This window comes from Niallia laureatilytica (genome assembly GCF_046613985.1).
Classification (GTDB): domain Bacteria; phylum Bacillota; class Bacilli; order Bacillales; family Cytobacillaceae; genus Niallia.
Window position 1 is genome coordinate 1 of the sequence record NZ_JBKKHP010000013.1, and the last position, 17877, is coordinate 17877.

General features: G+C 39.8%; 16 protein-coding genes and 7 tRNA genes. 21 read left to right on the top strand and 2 right to left on the bottom strand.

Annotation, left to right across the window (positions count from 1 at the left end; translation table 11 throughout):
- The first annotated feature begins 28 nt into the window (after positions 1-28).
- The 7 genes from ACLIJJ_RS22775 (at position 29) to ACLIJJ_RS22805 (ending at position 672) form a co-directional block, all read left to right on the top strand.
- Positions 29-101: transfer RNA gene (locus tag ACLIJJ_RS22775), tRNA-Thr, on the top strand.
- 14 nt (positions 102-115) lie between these two features.
- Positions 116-190 (top strand) — tRNA-Glu (locus ACLIJJ_RS22780).
- A gap of 3 nt (positions 191-193) precedes the next feature.
- Positions 194-269 (top strand) — tRNA-Val (locus tag ACLIJJ_RS22785).
- Between the two features lie 30 nt (positions 270-299).
- Positions 300-375: transfer RNA gene (locus ACLIJJ_RS22790), tRNA-Thr, on the top strand.
- A gap of 28 nt (positions 376-403) precedes the next feature.
- Positions 404-487, top strand: a tRNA-Tyr gene (locus ACLIJJ_RS22795).
- A 36-nt stretch (positions 488-523) separates the two neighbouring features.
- A tRNA-Gln gene (locus ACLIJJ_RS22800) sits at positions 524-598 on the top strand.
- Between the two features lies 1 nt (position 599).
- Positions 600-672: transfer RNA gene (locus ACLIJJ_RS22805), tRNA-Lys, on the top strand.
- A 115-nt stretch (positions 673-787) separates the two neighbouring features.
- On the opposite strand, the gene ACLIJJ_RS22810 is transcribed toward ACLIJJ_RS22805, so the two are convergent.
- Positions 788-961 carry an aspartyl-phosphate phosphatase Spo0E family protein gene (locus tag ACLIJJ_RS22810; protein WP_192486552.1) on the bottom strand — a complete coding sequence of 58 codons (174 nt, stop codon included), beginning with the start codon at positions 959-961 and terminating at the stop codon, positions 788-790.
- A gap of 405 nt (positions 962-1366) precedes the next feature.
- On the opposite strand from ACLIJJ_RS22810, the gene sigW reads away from it, so the two are divergent.
- From sigW to ACLIJJ_RS22880, 14 genes are all read left to right on the top strand, one after another.
- The gene (sigW, locus tag ACLIJJ_RS22815; RefSeq protein WP_192486551.1) at positions 1367-1930 is read left to right on the top strand and encodes an RNA polymerase sigma factor SigW; all 564 of its coding nucleotides are present in this window, start codon (positions 1367-1369) and stop codon (positions 1928-1930) included.
- Between the two features lie 17 nt (positions 1931-1947).
- Positions 1948-2592, top strand: coding sequence for an anti-sigma factor family protein (locus ACLIJJ_RS22820; RefSeq protein WP_192486550.1), 645 nt, complete (start codon positions 1948-1950; stop codon positions 2590-2592).
- Positions 2593-2810: 218 nt separating this feature from the next.
- Entirely contained in the window at positions 2811-3632 is an 822-nt protein-coding gene (gene cdaA / locus ACLIJJ_RS22825) for a diadenylate cyclase CdaA (protein WP_192486549.1), read from the top strand.
- On the top strand, positions 3629-4948 hold the full coding sequence (locus tag ACLIJJ_RS22830; protein ID WP_233316813.1) for a CdaR family protein: 1320 nt from the start codon (positions 3629-3631) through the stop codon (positions 4946-4948). The genes cdaA and ACLIJJ_RS22830 overlap by 4 nt, the downstream gene beginning before the upstream one ends.
- A gap of 42 nt (positions 4949-4990) precedes the next feature.
- Complete coding sequence (gene glmM, locus ACLIJJ_RS22835) at positions 4991-6343, top strand: phosphoglucosamine mutase (protein WP_233316814.1); 1353 nt, start codon at positions 4991-4993, stop codon at positions 6341-6343.
- A 460-nt stretch (positions 6344-6803) separates the two neighbouring features.
- A complete protein-coding gene (glmS, locus tag ACLIJJ_RS22840) occupies positions 6804-8606 on the top strand; it encodes a glutamine--fructose-6-phosphate transaminase (isomerizing) (protein WP_233316815.1) in 1803 nt (600 codons plus the stop codon).
- A gap of 242 nt (positions 8607-8848) precedes the next feature.
- Positions 8849-9901 (top strand): iron-siderophore ABC transporter substrate-binding protein, encoded by a 1053-nt coding sequence (locus tag ACLIJJ_RS22845; protein ID WP_233316816.1) that lies wholly within the window; start codon positions 8849-8851, stop codon positions 9899-9901.
- Positions 9894-10934 (top strand): FecCD family ABC transporter permease, encoded by a 1041-nt coding sequence (locus ACLIJJ_RS22850; protein WP_233316817.1) that lies wholly within the window; start codon positions 9894-9896, stop codon positions 10932-10934. Before ACLIJJ_RS22845 ends, ACLIJJ_RS22850 begins: the two co-directional genes overlap by 8 nt.
- Positions 10931-11968, top strand: coding sequence for a FecCD family ABC transporter permease (locus tag ACLIJJ_RS22855; protein ID WP_233316818.1), 1038 nt, complete (start codon positions 10931-10933; stop codon positions 11966-11968). The genes ACLIJJ_RS22850 and ACLIJJ_RS22855 overlap by 4 nt, the downstream gene beginning before the upstream one ends.
- The gene (locus tag ACLIJJ_RS22860) at positions 11968-12771 is read left to right on the top strand and encodes an ABC transporter ATP-binding protein (RefSeq protein ID WP_233316819.1); all 804 of its coding nucleotides are present in this window, start codon (positions 11968-11970) and stop codon (positions 12769-12771) included. The genes ACLIJJ_RS22855 and ACLIJJ_RS22860 overlap by 1 nt, the downstream gene beginning before the upstream one ends.
- Positions 12772-12942: 171 nt before the next feature.
- Positions 12943-13626: a DUF2278 family protein gene (locus ACLIJJ_RS22865; protein WP_411229962.1), complete on the top strand. Its 684-nt coding sequence runs from the start codon at positions 12943-12945 to the stop codon at positions 13624-13626.
- A gap of 12 nt (positions 13627-13638) precedes the next feature.
- Entirely contained in the window at positions 13639-14520 is an 882-nt protein-coding gene (locus ACLIJJ_RS22870) for an aminoglycoside 6-adenylyltransferase (RefSeq protein ID WP_233316932.1), read from the top strand.
- Positions 14521-14630: 110 nt separating this feature from the next.
- The gene (locus tag ACLIJJ_RS22875) at positions 14631-15329 is read left to right on the top strand and encodes a YjjG family noncanonical pyrimidine nucleotidase (protein ID WP_411229961.1); all 699 of its coding nucleotides are present in this window, start codon (positions 14631-14633) and stop codon (positions 15327-15329) included.
- 128 nt (positions 15330-15457) lie between these two features.
- Positions 15458-16105: an SDR family oxidoreductase gene (locus ACLIJJ_RS22880; RefSeq protein WP_233316822.1), complete on the top strand. Its 648-nt coding sequence runs from the start codon at positions 15458-15460 to the stop codon at positions 16103-16105.
- A 38-nt stretch (positions 16106-16143) separates the two neighbouring features.
- Here the strand turns inward: ACLIJJ_RS22880 and cysI are convergent, their stop codons facing one another.
- Complete coding sequence (gene cysI / locus ACLIJJ_RS22885; RefSeq protein ID WP_251646678.1) at positions 16144-17868, bottom strand: assimilatory sulfite reductase (NADPH) hemoprotein subunit; 1725 nt, start codon at positions 17866-17868, stop codon at positions 16144-16146.
- Positions 17869-17877 lie beyond the last annotated feature (9 nt).

The window sequence follows — 17877 nt, forward strand, 5'->3', positions numbered from 1 at the left end:
ATGATTTTGAGTTATATGTTAGCAATTTGCTTCCATAGCTCAGCAGGTAGAGCACTTCCATGGTAAGGAAGAGGTCACCGGTTCGAGCCCGGTTGGAAGCTTAAAAAACAATAAAGGCCCATTGGTCAAGCGGTTAAGACACCGCCCTTTCACGGCGGTAACACGGGTTCGAATCCCGTATGGGTCACCAAATGGAGGATTAGCTCAGCTGGGAGAGCATCTGCCTTACAAGCAGAGGGTCGGCGGTTCGATCCCGTCATCCTCCACCATTTATAATATAATACAAGATTAAGATATGTGCCGATGTAGCTCAATTGGTAGAGCAACTGACTTGTAATCAGTAGGTTGGGGGTTCAAGTCCTCTCGTCGGCACCATTTATGAAACAATTCTTTCCAATATTACGGAGGGGTAGCGAAGTGGCTAAACGCGGCGGACTGTAAATCCGCTCCTTCGGGTTCGGCGGTTCGAATCCGTCCCCCTCCACCATTTTACAATTGGACATTAAGTCCTTTTATTTATTTTTGGGCTATAGCCAAGCGGTAAGGCAACGGACTTTGACTCCGTCACTCGTTGGTTCGAATCCAGCTAGCCCAGCCAAGAGCCATTAGCTCAGTTGGTAGAGCATCTGACTTTTAATCAGAGGGTCGCAGGTTCGAATCCTGCATGGCTCATCTGTAAAAACCAAGCATAAATTGCTTGGTTTTTTTTATGTTTTCTTATTTCAAAAAAATATGTAAGACATCAATTATGAGTAACTGTAATATGCTGTATAATGATTAAATTTCATTAATAATTTTCTTTCCAACTTGCTTTCATAAAGCTGTCGTACTTGTTTAACAACACGTCTAATTTAGCGCTTAAATCAATCACTTTAGGGTGCGAAAAAGAAGTGCGAGTTGCTAAATTAATCATCTGTTCACGATGTTCCTCAATATCTTTTAACAACTTTTGCTCACACATTGGCTTCACCCTCATTCATTAGTTAGTCTTCATTTTATCTGAAAAGAATAATATTGTCATGATTTTAACATAATATACCTAATTTTTATAACCAAATAACAAAAATTTTAAACATAACTTGTCATAATTTGTTAAAATAGTAGTAAAGTCATTCAAAAGTAGTAAATATACATATTATAAAAAAATGTGAAAAATAAATCTCCTGATAGTTGGACGGTTAAGCCTTTAGATAGACAACTTGACTATAATTATAAGTAGAAGTCACTAAACTCTTTTTTTTTGTACACAAATATGAGCACAGATTTATTTTAAGCAGATTTAGGAGGAATTTTTTAAAAAAATGAAACCTTATTCGCTATCGATACGTATTAATCGATTAGCCGCATTTAGAGCGGAGGTAAATAGATGGAAGCATTAGTTAAAAAGAGAATTAAGCAAGTAATAAAAGGGGATCAAAATGCCTTCGGTGACATAATTGACATCTACAAAGATAAGGTGTTCCAAATATGTTATCGGATGCTGGGGAATAGACATGAAGCGGAGGATATTTCACAAGAAGCCTTTCTTCGAGCATATGTTAATATAAACAGATTTAACATGGACTTGAAGTTTTCCACATGGCTTTATCGCATTGCAACTAATTTGTGTATTGACAGGATCAGAAAGAAAAAGCCAGATTATTATTTGGATGCTGAGGTACCTGGTACAGATGGTTTGAACATGTACTCGCAAATCTCTTCAGATTCGAGATTGCCAGAAGAAGATGTTGAAAGTCTTGAATTGCAAGCTTCAATACAACGTGAAATATCAAAACTGCCAGAGAAGTATCGTTCTGTAATTGTGCTAAAATACATTGAAGAACTGTCTCTGAATGAGATTAGCGAAATTCTAGAACTTCCTCTGGGAACGGTAAAAACTCGCATCCATAGGGGTAGAGAGGCTTTAAGAAAGCAATTACGGCATGTCTAATAAGAAGGTGAAATAATATGACTTGTTCATCAAAGGTTATAGAATATATGCATGAATATCTTGATGAGGAAATATCAGAACAAGATAAGCATCAGTTAAAAAAACACTTGGATGAATGTGAAGATTGTGCAATTCATTTTCATGAATTGAAAAAGACAATTGCACTTGTACAAAGCACATCTCATATACAGGCTCCAGTTAATTTTACGGAGAATGTGCTGGCACTGCTGCCGAAGGAAAAGAAGCAGGCTGTCTTTAAAAGATGGGTGCGTAATCATCCCATGTTTGCTGCAGCATCTTTATTTATTGTATTAATGATTTCAAGTCTCCTTTCCGCTTGGAATGAAAACCATGAATTTTCTGTTTCAAAACAGCCTAATTTGGTTGTTGAAAATGATACGGTTATTGTTCCTAAAGGAGAGGTAGTTGAGGGAGATATCGTAGTCCGAAATGGAAATATTAAGATAGAAGGACAAGTGAAAGGCGATGTCACCGTTATAAATGGAGAGAAGTATATGGCTTCTGCGAACCAGGTTACAGGTGAGATTGAGGAAGTTAATGAAGTCTTTGATTGGCTTTGGTACTACATCAAGTCAACATTCGATGATATCACGGACATATTTAAAGGTGAAGAAGCAAAGAATAGCCTCCCTGCATATTAATTGCAGGGATTTTTCATTCCTAACACTGATAAAAACGGAAGAAGCATCATATAATAAAACCAAGAATTTTCCAATGGTTTATAGAAACATCCTCCTGTTTTTTAAAATTAGTATGTCCTGATTGGTATTAAACACAAATGTGATATAATATGATAATTGTAGGTAAATAAAACAAGCAGCGATTGCTTATGAAATATATATGCTTTGGAGGAAGGAAAATGTCGTTTGCAGATTTCCCTTTTTTAAAATATTTAGCGAATACCGTAGACATTCTCCTTGTGTGGTATGTCATCTATAAAATCCTTATGATAGTAAAGGGTACAAAAGCTGTCCAATTATTAAAAGGAATCTTTGTTATCCTAATCGTGAAGCTGCTGAGTGATTATTTCAACTTGCAGACAATGGGAACAATGATGGAGCAAGTGATTCAGTGGGGAGCACTAGGGCTCATCATCATTTTCCAAGGAGAACTGAGAAGGGCACTCGAACAGCTTGGTAGAGGAAAGTTCTTTTCGCGAAGCGGAATACCGGAAGACCAAGCACAGCAACATGTGGTCGAATCCATTGTAAAAGCTGTTGATTATATGGCAAAACGGAGAATTGGTGCGCTTATCTCCATTGAAAGAGAGACAGGCATGAATGACTATATTGAAACGGGGATTTCATTAGATTCCAAAATATCTTCTGAGCTTTTGATTAACATCTTTATCCCAAACACTCCTCTGCACGACGGTGCCGTTATTTTGCAAAAAAATAATATAGCTGCAGCTGCCTGTTATCTTCCTTTGTCTGAGAGTCCTTTCATATCAAAGGAGCTGGGCACAAGGCATAGAGCTGCACTTGGCATCAGTGAGGTAACGGACAGCATTACTATTGTTGTTTCTGAAGAAACTGGAGCTATTTCTATTACCAAAAATGGCGACCTCCATCGAGATCTTAAATTGGAAGCATTTAAAGAACTATTGTCCAGTGCATTAATTGCACCTTCTGCCAAACATGCTTCCTCTGTTAAGTGGAGCTGGAAGGGGAAGAATAAATGAATAAGTTATTTGACAGAATCGGAGAAAGCAATTGGTTTATGAAGGTAATTGCCTTCGCTCTTGCGTTGCTATTGTTTTTATATGTATATGATGGAAATGATAACTCTAATGATGTGAATGTCCCAGGAACAGAGGATACTGGAGTAGTAAAGGATATGCCTGTAAAGGTCTACTATGATACAGAGAATCTTATCGTATCCGGAGTGCCGGAAACAGTGGATGTTACGCTGACAGGACCCACAGTCCATTTACAATCGGCAAGACTGCAAAAGAATTTTGAAGTGTATGTTGATTTGACTGATGCAGAAATTGGCACGAAAAAGGTTACCCTTCAGGTCAAAGATCTTTCTGATAAACTGAAAGCCGATATTGATCCTGACACTATTGAGGTAACTTTAAAAGAGAAAGTAACAAAAGAAGTAAGCGTAGAAGCTGAGTATAACAGCAGCTTGATTGCTAAGGGGTATTCAACTGGCTCGGCAACTGTCAGTCCTTCGACTGTAAAGGTTACAGGAGCTAAGGATGAAATTGAGAAGATAGCCTATGTCAAAGCAAATGTAGAGCTGGAAGAAGGAACTAGTAAGGATATAAGCCAAAAGGCCAAAGTATCTGTTTTAGATAGCAGTTTAAATAAATTGGATGTCGAAGTGGAACCAGAAACGGTGGATGTGAATATCCCTGTAACAAGAACAAGTAAAACAGTTCCAATCAATATTGTAGAAAAAGGTGATCCGCCATCCAATATTACCATTGACTCTATTACTTTAAACAAAACGGAAGCGACAATTTCCGGTCCAGAAGATATACTAAAAGAAGTGGACAGTACAAGAGTTGAAGTGGACTTAAGTGATATAGATAAGGATTCAAATATTGAACTTCCTGTAATTATTTCAAATGGCGTGACGGCTGTAGAACCGGAGCTTGTAACGGCCACTGTTAAAGTGACAGTTGGGAAGGATAGTGCAGATTCAGAGCAATCTTCCTCCTCAAGCGAAGATGATTCAGATGAAACAGCATCTGCAGAAGAACCGAGCACAAAAACAATCAGCGGTATACCTATTAACATACAAGGTCTGGGTGATGAGCTTGTGGCAGAAATAACAGACCCTGCTGATAAAAGCGCAAGTCTCGATGTAACTGGAGCAGATGAGATTGTTAAAGGCTTAGCAGCATCAGATTTTTCTCTGTATCTAGATCTGACCGGGATGTCTGCTGGTGAACATGAAGTACAGATAACGGTTGAAGGTCCTGATGAGATCAGCTGGGAGCTGGCAAAAGAGACAGCAAGTGTATCAATAACGGAAAAAGACGCTTAACATGGATAAAGATTTATATTAGTTAGAAGGAGCGATTTAGGAATGGGTAAATATTTCGGTACGGACGGAGTACGAGGAGTAGCAAATAGCGAACTGACACCTGAAATAGCATTTAAGCTTGGGAGATTCGGTGGTTTCGTCCTGACAAAAGATCAAGATCGGCCTAAAGTACTGATTGGCCGTGATACTCGTATTTCAGGCCATATGCTGGAAGGAGCCCTAGTAGCAGGATTGCTTTCCATCGGTGCGGAAGTAATGCGCTTAGGTGTTATTTCTACACCTGGGGTATCCTATTTGACAAAAGTTCTGGGAGCACAGGCCGGTGTAATGATATCCGCTTCCCATAACCCTGTTGCCGATAATGGCATTAAGTTTTTCGGTCCAGATGGCTTTAAACTTTCAGATGAACAAGAATTAGAAATAGAAGCATTGATTGATCAAGGTGTTGACTCATTGCCAAGACCAACTGGAGCAGATCTTGGACAAGTTAATGATTATTTTGAAGGTGGGCAAAAATACCTGCAGTTCCTGAAGCAAACTGTTGATGAAGAGTTTGACGGCATTCATGTTGCGCTTGACTGTGCACACGGAGCAACATCTGCTCTTGCTATGCATCTTTTTGCTGATTTGGATGCTGACATTTCAACAATGGGAGCATCTCCAAATGGATTAAATATAAATGACGGGGTAGGCTCTACTCATCCAGAAACTTTGGCGGAATTTGTGAAGGAAAAACAAGCGGATGTTGGTTTAGCTTTTGATGGGGATGGCGATCGCCTAATAGCTGTTGATGAAAAAGGTGAGATCGTTGATGGCGATCAAATCATGTATATTTGTGCTAAATATCTGAAAGAAACTGGCCGCCTTAAACAAGATACAGTCGTATCGACTGTAATGAGCAATTTAGGCTTTTATAAGGCGCTGGAGCAGCATGGAATTAATAGCATACCTACAGCTGTCGGTGACCGCTATGTAGTGGAGGAAATGCGTAAAAATGGTTATAATCTTGGCGGAGAACAGTCAGGCCATATTATTTTCCTTGATTTTAATACAACTGGTGATGGTCTGTTGACAGGTCTTCAACTTGTAAACATTATGAAGGCAACGAAAAAGCCGTTATCAGAGTTGGCAGGAGAAATGAAGAAGTTCCCGCAAAAGTTAGTGAACATTAGGGTGACTGACAAGTACCATGTGACAGATAATGAGCAGGTGAAGGAAGTCATCAGTAAAGTGGAAGAGGACATGAATGGCAACGGCAGAATTTTAGTTCGTCCTTCTGGAACGGAACCGCTTGTCCGCGTAATGGCAGAGGCTCCAACAAGCGAATTATGTGATGCATATGTTAATATCATTGCTGAAGTAGTAGAGAAGGAAATGGGCTTGAAAGAGCAGTAAGCAAGGTATTGTCACATTTTTTTAAATACTGAATAGGATAGAGGGTAAAGAAAATTCACTGGTTGAATCTTTCTTTATCCTCTTTTTTCATAAAAGTAAAATACCTTAACTATTAGTATTTGACGGATTATTTGAAAGTAAGGTATGATTAACTTGCTTTTGTGAAAAAAAGCAATATAAGAAAAGGGAGGGAGAAAAAGAAAGTAAAATTTCATAAAGCGCCTGAACTAGCAGTGGACGAAACTTATGCTAGTTGACGAGGAGGAGGTTTATCGATATTTCGGCGGATGCCTCCCGGTTATAGCAAATCGTGAGCTTTATTTTAAAACATTAAGGTAACTTAATGGACAAAGAATAGGGCATGCTAACATAAAGATTAATTATAAACATTACAGAGATAGGGGAGCAAGTTTGTCCCCTAAGAAGACTTCTTGCTCCCCTAGAACGGAGGAAAAGAAGTATGTGTGGAATAGTTGGTATTATTGGAAACCAGGATGCAAAAGAGATTTTATTAAAAGGGCTTGAAAAGCTTGAATATAGAGGATATGATTCTGCAGGTATTGCCTTAAGCAATGCGGACGGAGTACAGGTATTTAAAGAAAAAGGCAGAATTGCAGATTTGCGCAGCATTGTGGATGAAACAGTGTTTGCTGATACAGGAATCGGCCATACACGCTGGGCAACACATGGTGTGCCAAGCAGATTGAATGCACATCCGCATAAAAGTGCGTCTGGTCGTTTTACCATTGTTCATAATGGAGTAATTGAGAACTACGATCTGTTAAAAAAGGAATACTTGCCAGAAGTTGAAATGAAAAGTGATACAGATACAGAAGTAGTTATTCAATTAATTGAACAAATTGTTGAGAGCGGCAAAGATGTTAAAGCAGCATTTGTGCAAACGTTGAAGATGCTAAAAGGTTCTTATGCTTTTGCTCTATTGGATGAGCAAAACAAAGATGTAATTTATGTTGCTAAAAACAAAAGTCCCCTTTTAGTCGGATTGGGAGAAGACTTCAACGTAGTAGCGAGCGATGCAATGGCAATGCTGCAAGTGACAGACCAATATGTTGAACTAATGGATAAAGAAATTGTTCTAGTTTCAAAGGACAGAGTAGTAATTGAGACTTTAAACGGAGAAGTTATTTCCCGGGAAGCTTATACAGCTGAATTGGACGCAAGTGACATTGAAAAAGGAACTTATCCTCATTACATGTTGAAGGAAATTGACGAGCAGCCGCTTGCTATTCGTAAAATCATTCAACAATACAGAGATGAAGATGGGAAGCTTACAATTGATCCTGCTATAATAGATGCAGTAAAAGCAGCAGATCGCCTATATATCATTGCAGCAGGAACTTCTTATCATGCAGGTCTGCTAGGCAAACAATTTATTGAAAGCTTAGCTAAGATTCCGGTAGAGGTTCATGTAGCTAGTGAATTCGGATACAATATGCCATTGCTTTCTGAAAAACCATTGTTCATTTTCATTACGCAAAGTGGTGAAACAGCTGATAGCAGAGCTGTGCTTGTGCAAGTGAAGGAGCTTGGTTATCCAGCAATCACTATCACAAATGTTCCTGGTTCTACACTGTCTCGTGAAGCAGACCACACATTGCTGCTGCATGCAGGTCCTGAAATCGCGGTTGCTTCCACAAAGGCATATACTGCGCAGATGGCAGTATTGTCTATACTTGCTGAAGTAACAGGCAGAAGCAAGGGCTATGACAGCAGCTTTGACTTAGTGCATGAGCTAGGCATCATTGCAAATGCAATGGAAGTTGTCTTTGAGCAAAAAGACGAACTTGAAACGATTGCTAGAGAATATCTATCTACAACAAGAAATGCATTCTTTATTGGCCGCGGAATTGATTATTATGTTGGTCTAGAAGGTGCGCTTAAGCTTAAAGAAATCTCTTACATCCAGGCAGAAGGCTTTGCAGGCGGGGAATTAAAGCATGGTACGATTGCTTTAATTGAAGAAGGAACGCCAATCATTGCTTTAGCAACACAGGAAAGTGTTAACTTGAGCATACGCGGAAATGTTAAAGAAGTGGTAGCACGCGGTGCTAATCCGTGCATCATCTCCATGAAAGGCTTGGAGATGGACGGCGACCGTTTTATCGTTCCGGCTGTGCATGAGTTATTGACACCCCTTATCTCTGTATTACCGCTGCAGCTTATTTCTTATTATGCAGCACTTCATAGAGACTGTGATGTTGATAAGCCGCGTAACTTGGCTAAATCTGTTACAGTTGAATAAATAGATAAAAGTAAACCCTATAGACTAATTTGTCTATAGGGTTTATTTATTTTAAAAATCTAGTAAAAGGGCTTGCTTGAATTTGGTTCAAAAAGAAACAATTGACAGAAAAATAAAAAAGAATTATTATTATTGAGAATGATAATCATTGTAAAATGTGATGAATATGACTTTTTCAATAATTCTTGATCACTTTTTGCTCTATTAAACTTTCATAATACATAATAAGAGGGGACCTAGATATGCATATAAAACGCAATAAGTCATTTCTTCAGTTACTATTATTTTCAATTATTGCAATCTTAGTATTAGCAGGTTGTTCTAATTCATCATCAAATGATTCTGATAATGAGGAATCTGCTTCTTCCGATTCAGATTCCCAATATCCGATTACAATAAAACATGCTTTAGGTGAAGCAGTTATTGAAAAAAAACCAGAACGTGTTGTTACTATTCAATGGGGAAATCAAGATGTTGCTTTAGCTCTTGGTGTAGTGCCTGCAGGATTCTCAGCAGCAAACTTTGGGGTACAGGATGACAGTGGTCTGCTTCCATGGACTGCAGAGAAGCTAGAAGAGCTTAATGCAGAAAACCCTAATGTTTTCCAAGATACTGACGGTCTTGATTTTGAGGCTATTTCAGATGCAAAACCAGACGTTATTCTTGCTGCTTACTCTGGTATTACGCAAGAAGATTATGATACCCTTTCTGAAATCGCTCCCGTTGTTGCATACCCAAAAGCAGCTTGGGCTACAACATGGCGTGAACAAGTGGAACTGAATGCAACAGGTATGGGAATGAAAGAAGAAGGCGAACAGCTTATTACAGATGTTGAGGATATGATTAAAGAGAAATTGACTAAATACCCTCAAATTGAAGGTAAAAAAGTAGTTTGGGTAAACTTCTCAGCTGATGACTTATCTAAGCTTCATTTATATACACCGGTTGACTCCCGTGTTGCTTTCTTGAAAGAACTTGGACTTGATTATCCAGACAGTGTTAAAGATTTAATTACAGACCCTAACAGTTATTCTCTAGAGTTAAGTGCGGAAAATGTAGAAGCACTTAATGATGCTGATGTAATTGTAGGTTACGGTAACGACGATTTATATAACGCAATTAAGGCTGACCCATTACTTGGAAACATCCCTGCTGTAAAAAGAGGTTCAGTAGCATTTATTGCAAGTGATACACCATTGGTTGCAGCGGGAACACCAACTCCGCTTTCAATCGAATACACTATTGATGAGTATTTAGAGCTAATTGGCGGAGCTATCGATAAGATCAATGAATAGTTTCTCCGCTTCAAAAGTTAAACAGATGGACCTGCATGTTCCCAGAAACTTTAAGCTAGTTATTGTTTTGTCCATTATATTATTAATCGCCAGTATTATTGCTTCTCTCTCCTTTGGGGCTCGTGTGGTCAGCTTTCAAGACATAATGGACGGATTGTTTAGTCAGAATAAAGATTCCTTTGCGGCAAATATTGTGCGTAAGCGTCTGTCCAGAACGATTTTTAGTTTATTATGCGGAGCTGCATTAGGAGTATCTGGAGCGCTAATGCAAGCTATTACGCGCAATCCGCTTGCAGATCCTAGCATACTTGGAGTAAATACTGGAGCAGCATTATTTGTTGTTTGTGGACTGGCATTCTTTAATATTAGTACAGCAAATCAATATATATGGTTTGCTTTAATAGGAGCAGCATTAACAGCAGCATTTGTTTTTGGAATTGGTTCAATGGGACGAGGGGGAGCAACACCAATAAAGCTTGTATTGGCGGGAGCTGCAACAACTGCAGCTCTCTCTTCCCTTGTAACGGCTATTTTGATACCTAATTCTTATGCTATGGATCAATTCAGATTCTGGCAAGTAGGCAGTGTTGGTTCAGGAACTTGGGATTCTATTACAACATTTCTTCCTTTTCTGGCAATTGGTCTAATCATCGCCTTTATTTCGGCACCAGCATTGAATGCTCTTGCACTAGGAGACGATGTTGCATCAGGACTTGGCGTCAGACCAGGACTTTTACGTCTTGGGGCGGCTGTTGGCGGTGTGATATTATGTGGAGCAGCTACTGCGTTAGCAGGTCCAATTGGCTTTATTGGACTTTTATCTACACATGTTATGCGGCTAATACTTGGTCCAGATGTACGATTTACCATTCCGATGTCCGCAATTGCAGGGGCAATTATATTAACGTTCTCTGATGTAATTGGACGTCTTGTTGCCAGTCCTGGAGAACTAGAAGTTGGTGTTGTCACTGCATTTATAGGGGCACCAATACTCATCATATTAGCGAAGAAATCGAAAGTGCGGTCATTATGAAAAATCAATCTAGTGAAGTTAACTTTATTATGACAGGCATCCGCAAAAGACGGCGTCGATGGATACAAGTTACTAGCTTACTGCTTCTGCTGACTTGTATTCTTTGCTGCGCAATGCTTTTATTGGGTAACACAATCTATCCCATCCAAGAAGTTATTCGAACACTTTCAGGGGAAAAAATTGCAGGTGTTTCTTTTGCAGTCAATACGATACGTTTACCAAGAATGGTTGCAGGTCTTTTTGCAGGCTTTGCCTTTGGTGTTGCTGGCTATATATTTCAAACAATGCTGCGCAATCCACTTGCAAACCCAAATGTTCTAGGAATAACATCTGGCTCAAGTGCTGCAGCTGTTCTGTGTATCACTATGTTTCATACGAGCAATGCAGTTGTGTCTATTGCTTCTGTTATTGCAGGTCTTGTAACTGTTATTTTTATGTACGTATTATCCCGAGGGAAATCTTTCTCTATTGGACGCTTAATTCTTATTGGAATAGGAATACAGGCTATACTTGATGCCGTAATATCTTATCTTTTGTTAATCAGTTCGCAGCAGGATATTCCAGCAGCACTTAGGTGGCTTAATGGAAGTTTGAATGGCTCTCGGATGGAAGAGCTGCCGCCGCTGATAATTACGGTCATTCTATTTACGCCAATTGTTCTATTGTTAGGCAGACACTTGAATATTTTAGAACTTGGTGAGCAAATGGCAACTTCCCTTGGTGTTGCTGCTGGTAAGACAAGGGTTTTACTTATTGTAAGTTCTGTTTTTATGATTGCTATTGCGACATCAACGACAGGTCCGATTGCATTTGTCTCCTTTCTTGCAGGTCCGATTGCTAATAGATTAGTAGGCGCAAGTTTCTCTAATATTTTACCAGCAGGTCTTGTAGGAGCCAGCTTAGTGTTAGCGGCAGATTTAATTGGCCAATTTGCTTTTGAGTATCGGTTCCCGGTAGGGGTAATAACTGGATTGCTAGGAGCGCCGTATTTAATCTTGCTGTTAATCCGAATGAATCGAAAGGGAGAATTGTAATGGAAACAATACATGATTTTCGTGCGGAAAAGTTAATAGCAGGCTATGAAAATAAAATGATTTTAAACGAGATAGAGCTGAAGATTCCGAGCAACAAAATCAGCGTTATAATCGGAGCTAACGGCTGCGGAAAATCGACTCTTCTAAAAACTCTTGCCAAGTTGATAAAACCTTCATCTGGTCAAATTACGCTTGATGGGAAAGCAATCAGCAAAATTCCACCAAAGCAATTAGCGAGAGTTTTAGGTATCTTACCGCAATCTCCTGTAGTCCCAGAAGGTATTACAGTAGCAGATTTAATCGGTCGTGGACGGTTTCCGCACCAATCCTTGCTAAGCGGCTGGTCGAAGAAGGACTATGAAGCAGTTGCAGAAGCAATGGAAATTATGAATATAACAGAATTTGCAAATCATGATATTGATGAACTTTCAGGCGGTCAAAGGCAGCGAGTTTGGATTGCGATGGCGCTGGCACAGCAAACGGATATATTATTTCTTGATGAGCCGACCACTTTTTTAGATATTACGTATCAAGTAGAAATCTTAGATTTGTTAACAGACCTTAATCGTAAGTACGGGACGACAATTGTAATGGTTCTTCATGATATAAACCTGTCAGCTCGTTATGCAGATTATATTTTTGCCCTTGAAAAAGGAAAGCTGGTAGGAGAAGGCAAGCCTTCCGAGATAATTACTAGTACATTAGTGAAAGATATATTTGGACTCAATTGTACAGTAATTAGTGATCCAGTTTCCGCTACTCCTTTAGTTGTGCCTAAAGGCAGATACCATGTTAAGGAATAATAATTTTAAAAAGCCCTCAAGTTTATAATAAAACTTGAGGGCTTTTTTCAGCAGTTAATGCTCTTAGGGCTTGCTGCTTATTTTAATCGTAAAGAAATATTTTAAGAGGATATTCGCATTGCGTAGCGAAAATGTTGATAGGAAAACATCTTTAAAAGAGGAGGAATAGGAATGTCTTTAAACAAATACGGTGTGCTAAAGGGGAAGGTTATAAACACGATGTTGGGAAGCGGTGATTCTCCTCATTATCAGATTCATATAAAGGATGATGAAGGTGTTGATTACCGGATTGCTGTTAATATTAAGTCACAAGCGTATCCTTCAGAAGTACTTTTTTATGTGGGAGAGGACTTTAATTCTGACGATATCTCCAAGCTGCCTGCGCTTAAGACTGGTTTTACACTTATAAAAAATAATGAACCTGATCTTGCGCTTGATTATGTTAGAGGCAATCTATTTGATCCTAAAAAAATGGTTCCCCTTCCAGCAGATCTTGATGGGGAAGATAATGACCTCAATGAGAAGATGCAGCGTTATGTGAAAGAGGCGCTGGAGAAGGAGGCTGTCATTTATGCTTTTGGGGAAAGATGGGGCCCAGAGGAGAATAAAGCAGATCAGTACTTTAAATTTAAGCCGGGAAACGGCATTCATGATATTCATATGAATCAAGGTAATGTTGGAAGATGGAAAAAGGATAATGGAGCATGGCAGGACGGTGGCATCCTTATCCATTTTGAAAAAGAAAATCGTTGGGCAGCTATCTTCCTTGCCTTTCAATCACAGTCATGGTGTACAGATGATAACGGACATGCGCTTAAGCCTGTGGAGGAATGCAGTTATTTATCGGTAAAATAGGGGGCGGCACAAATCAGAACAGAACAGGAAATGCTTGAGCTTATCCTTGGATATGCTAAAAGGGATGATAGAATTAGAGCAGTGTATATGAACGGCTCCAGAACAAATCCAAATGTGAAAAAGGATATCCTGCAGGATTATGATTTCGTTTATGTTGTCACAGAAACAGGCTCCTTTCTTTCGGATGAGTGCTGGATACAGGTGTTTGGCAATCTTATTATGCTTCAGGAGCCTGATAAAATGGATTTGGCTGCTGGACGTAAGGCTGACGTCAGCCAATCATACGGATATTTAATGTTGTTTACCGACGGCAATCGGATTGATCTTCATCTTGAAACAAAAGAGTCGATGCAAAAACATTACGGGTCTGATTCTCTCACTGTGCCCTTATTGGATAAGGACGGCATCCTTCCGAAAATTAATTCTGCTTCTGACAGGAGCTATCATGTAAAGGCACCGTCAGATATTCAATATCAGCATGTATGCAATGAATTTTGGTGGTGCCAACAGAATGTTGCAAAGGGAATATGGCGGAAGGAGCTGCCATATGCAAAAAACATGGCAGAAACAATTGTGAGACCAATGCTTGATGAAATGATTTCCTGGTGGATTGGTATTCACCATGATTTCAGAGTGTCGACAGGAAAGATGGGGAAATATTTTGGAGAATATTTGCCAGAGGAATATTGGCGTATGTATAAACAAACTTATACAGACAGTAATGATGAGAGCTTGTGGCAAGCCTTGTTTATGATGAGTGATTTATTCAGGCATCTTGGAGCAGCTGTGGCCACACACTTACATTATCGTTATCCTCTTGAAGAAGATCAAGCGATGACAAAATACTTGGAGCGCATCAGAAGCATGGCAGCAGATGCTAAGCATATATTTTAGCTGTTGATTGGACTTCCTTTTTGATTTCCATTTCTATATAGTTAAGTATAAAAAGAGGTGCGCACAGGTATAAAAAGGCTAGCTTCTGTGTTGTAGGGGGGAATACTATCATGAGAAAATACAGGACATTGCTGTTTGATATTGATGACACATTATTGGATTTTGCAGCGGCAGAGCAAGAATCATTGCGCATGTTGCTGGAAAGCCAAGGTATTCAATATAGTACAGATAACCATAACAAATATTCACAAATTAACCGCCGCTTATGGGCAGCCTTTGAGGACGGCAAGATTTCGCGAGAGGAATTATTCAGTACACGATTCAGCCTGCTGTTTAAAGAGCTGGGGAAAGTGGTGGATGGCATGCAGCTGGAAGAGCATTACCGCAGAGGTCTTAGTGAGGGACATCAGCTTATTGCTGGTGCACTGGAGCTTATTCAGGAGCTGCAGAATGAATTTGACTTGTATATTGTTACAAACGGTATTTCCAAAACACAGGATAGACGTTTAAAGCTGTCAGGCTTGTTCTCATCCTTTAAAGCTGTATTTGTATCTGAGGATACAGGATATCAGAAGCCGATGAAGGAGTTTTTTGATTTCGTATTTGAGCGCATACCAAATTTGACATTAAATGAAACGTTGATTATCGGTGATTCTTTAAGTGCAGATATTAAGGGCGGCATTTTAGCTGGTATTGATACATGTTGGGTTAATCCGAAGGGGATTGCAAATACTACGGAGTGGAAGCCTACTTATGAGATTAAGAGTCTTTCTGAGCTGTATAACATACTTGAGGTTAACAGAAAATAAAATCAGTACAAAATTTGGGAAGTCATCTAAAGTGCAGATGACTTCTTTTCTATAATCAAACTATTTGAAGTTATGATAAGGAGAATGAGACAATCTATATAAGGTATAAAAAAGGAGGAGCTAAAATAGTGAAAGTGTTAGTTGTAGGAGCAAATGGAAAAATAGGCAAACAGCTTGTAGACTTGTTGCAGAATGAGAACAAACATGCTGTGCGGGCTATGGTCCGTTCTGAGGAGCAAAGTGAAGCATATGCCAACAAAGGCATTGAAACAGTTTTAGCTAATCTTGAGGGAAGCGTGGATGAGCTGGCCGAAGCTATGAAAGGCTGTGATGCCATCGTGTTTACAGCTGGTTCAGGTGGAAGCACTGGGGCGGATAAAACATTGTTAATCGATTTAGATGGTGCAGTGAAAACTGTGGAAGCAGCCGAAAAGGTGGGAATTGACCGCTTTATCATGGTTAGTGCCTTACAGGCTCATAAGAGAGAAAATTGGAATGAGCATATTTTACCTTATTACGTTGCAAAGCATTATGCAGACCGCATGCTGCTCGCCAGCAATCTCAATTACACAATCATTCGGCCTGGAGGACTTACGGATGAGACTGCAACAGGAAGGATACAGCTTGGGGAAAATTTAACTAGAGGCTTTATTCCAAGGGGAGATGTCGCAAAAGTTATCGCCGCGTCTCTTGATGATTCAAGAACATATAAGCGTTCCTTTGATTTAGTTTCAGGTGAAGAGCAATTGCCGGAAGCCTTTAATCAACTAGCATGAAAAAAACCGAGATAGGAACAACCTATCTCGGTTTTTGCTTATACTGCATGGAAGTTTGTTCCGTCTGTCACTGCTTTAACAACACCAGCACGAATGACGAAGTCACCAAAGTGTTCGCCTTCTAATCTTTCTTTTGCGTAGCGCGGCAGAAGAACACCAAGCTCGCTTAAAATATCTTCTTCTCCGACATTTTCACGATAAAGCTTGCTCAATCTGCTTCCGTTAAAGGCTGCGCCAAGATACATGTTATATTTGCCAGGACCTCTTCCGATAAATGCGATTTCAGCGATTGTGTGTCGAGCACATCCATTAGGGCAGCCTGTCATGCGAATAGTAATTTCTTTATCATGTAAGCCATTCGCATCGACGATTTCTTCAATCTTATCGATTAGGCGCGGCAAGTAGCGCTCAGCCTCTGCCATTGCAAGACCGCATGTCGGCAAAGAAACACAAGCAAGAGAGTTTCTGCGCAATGCAGAGAAATGCTTGCCATCTAATAGACCATACTGTTCGATTAGTTCTGTAATTTTTTTCTTATTTTTCGTTGATATATTAGCAATGATTAAGTTTTGGTTAGCTGTAAGACGGAAATCACCTGTATGGATTTTCGCAATTTCACGCAAGCCTGTCATCAGCTTGTAGTCATCAAAGTCTTTAATACGTCCGCCTTCTACAAACAGGGTGAAATGCCATTTCCCTTTAACACCTTTTTCCCAGCCATATCTGTCGCCATTATGATCAAAATGGAATTCCCTTGTTTCCTGTAAATCCCAGCCGAGGCGATACTCTAATTCTGCTTTAACATTTTCTAAGCCGAGGCGATCGACAGTATATTTAAAACGGGCATTTTTACGCACAGAGCGGTTTCCGTAGTCACGCTGGATGGTAATTACTTTTTCTGCAACTTCTAAAACTTGCTCAGGCTCACAGAAGCCAATAACCTTCCCGAGCTGTGGATACGTTTCTGTATCTCCATGTGTCATACCCATGCCGCCGCCGATGGAAATATTGAAACCAACCAATTTCCCTTCTTCAACAATCGCGATAAAGCCAAGATCTTGTGAGTATACATCCACATCATTAGAAGGAGGGACAGCTACCCCGATTTTAAACTTTCTTGGCAAGTAAACAGGACCGTACATTGGCTCTATTTCTTCATCCACTGTTGGAGAAGAAGCGACTTTTTCTTCATCAAGCCAGATTTCATGATAGGCACGAGTCCGAGGAAGAAGGTAATCGCTCAATCTCTGTGACCAGCTGAATACCTCTTCGTGAACTTCCGACTGATAGGGATTTGGATTACACATAACGTTACGGTTAACGTCACCGCAAGCTGCTATTGTATCAAGCATCGATTGGTGAATTTCCTGGATAGTGCTCTTCATATTCCACTTCAGAATACCATGCATTTGAAATGCCTGACGCGTTGTAAGCTTCAATGTTTGGTTACCATAACGCTGGGCAAGGTCATCCATTTTCAGCCATTGCTCAGGTGTTGCGACACCTCCAGGAGTTCGAACGCGAAGCATGAATTGATAAGCAGGCTCTAATTTTTGCTTTTGACGTTCATTCCGAAGGTCGCGATCATCCTGCAGATAACTTCCATGGAATTTCATTAGCACGTTATCATCATGTGGAATCCCTGATGTCAGAGGTTCCTGCATCGTGTCTGCTAAGCTTCCGCGCAAATAGTTACTGTCTATTTTTAGTTGCTCATTTGGAGAGGGTGGTCCTTCTGGTGCTGTTAATACTGGTCTAGCCATTAGAAAAAC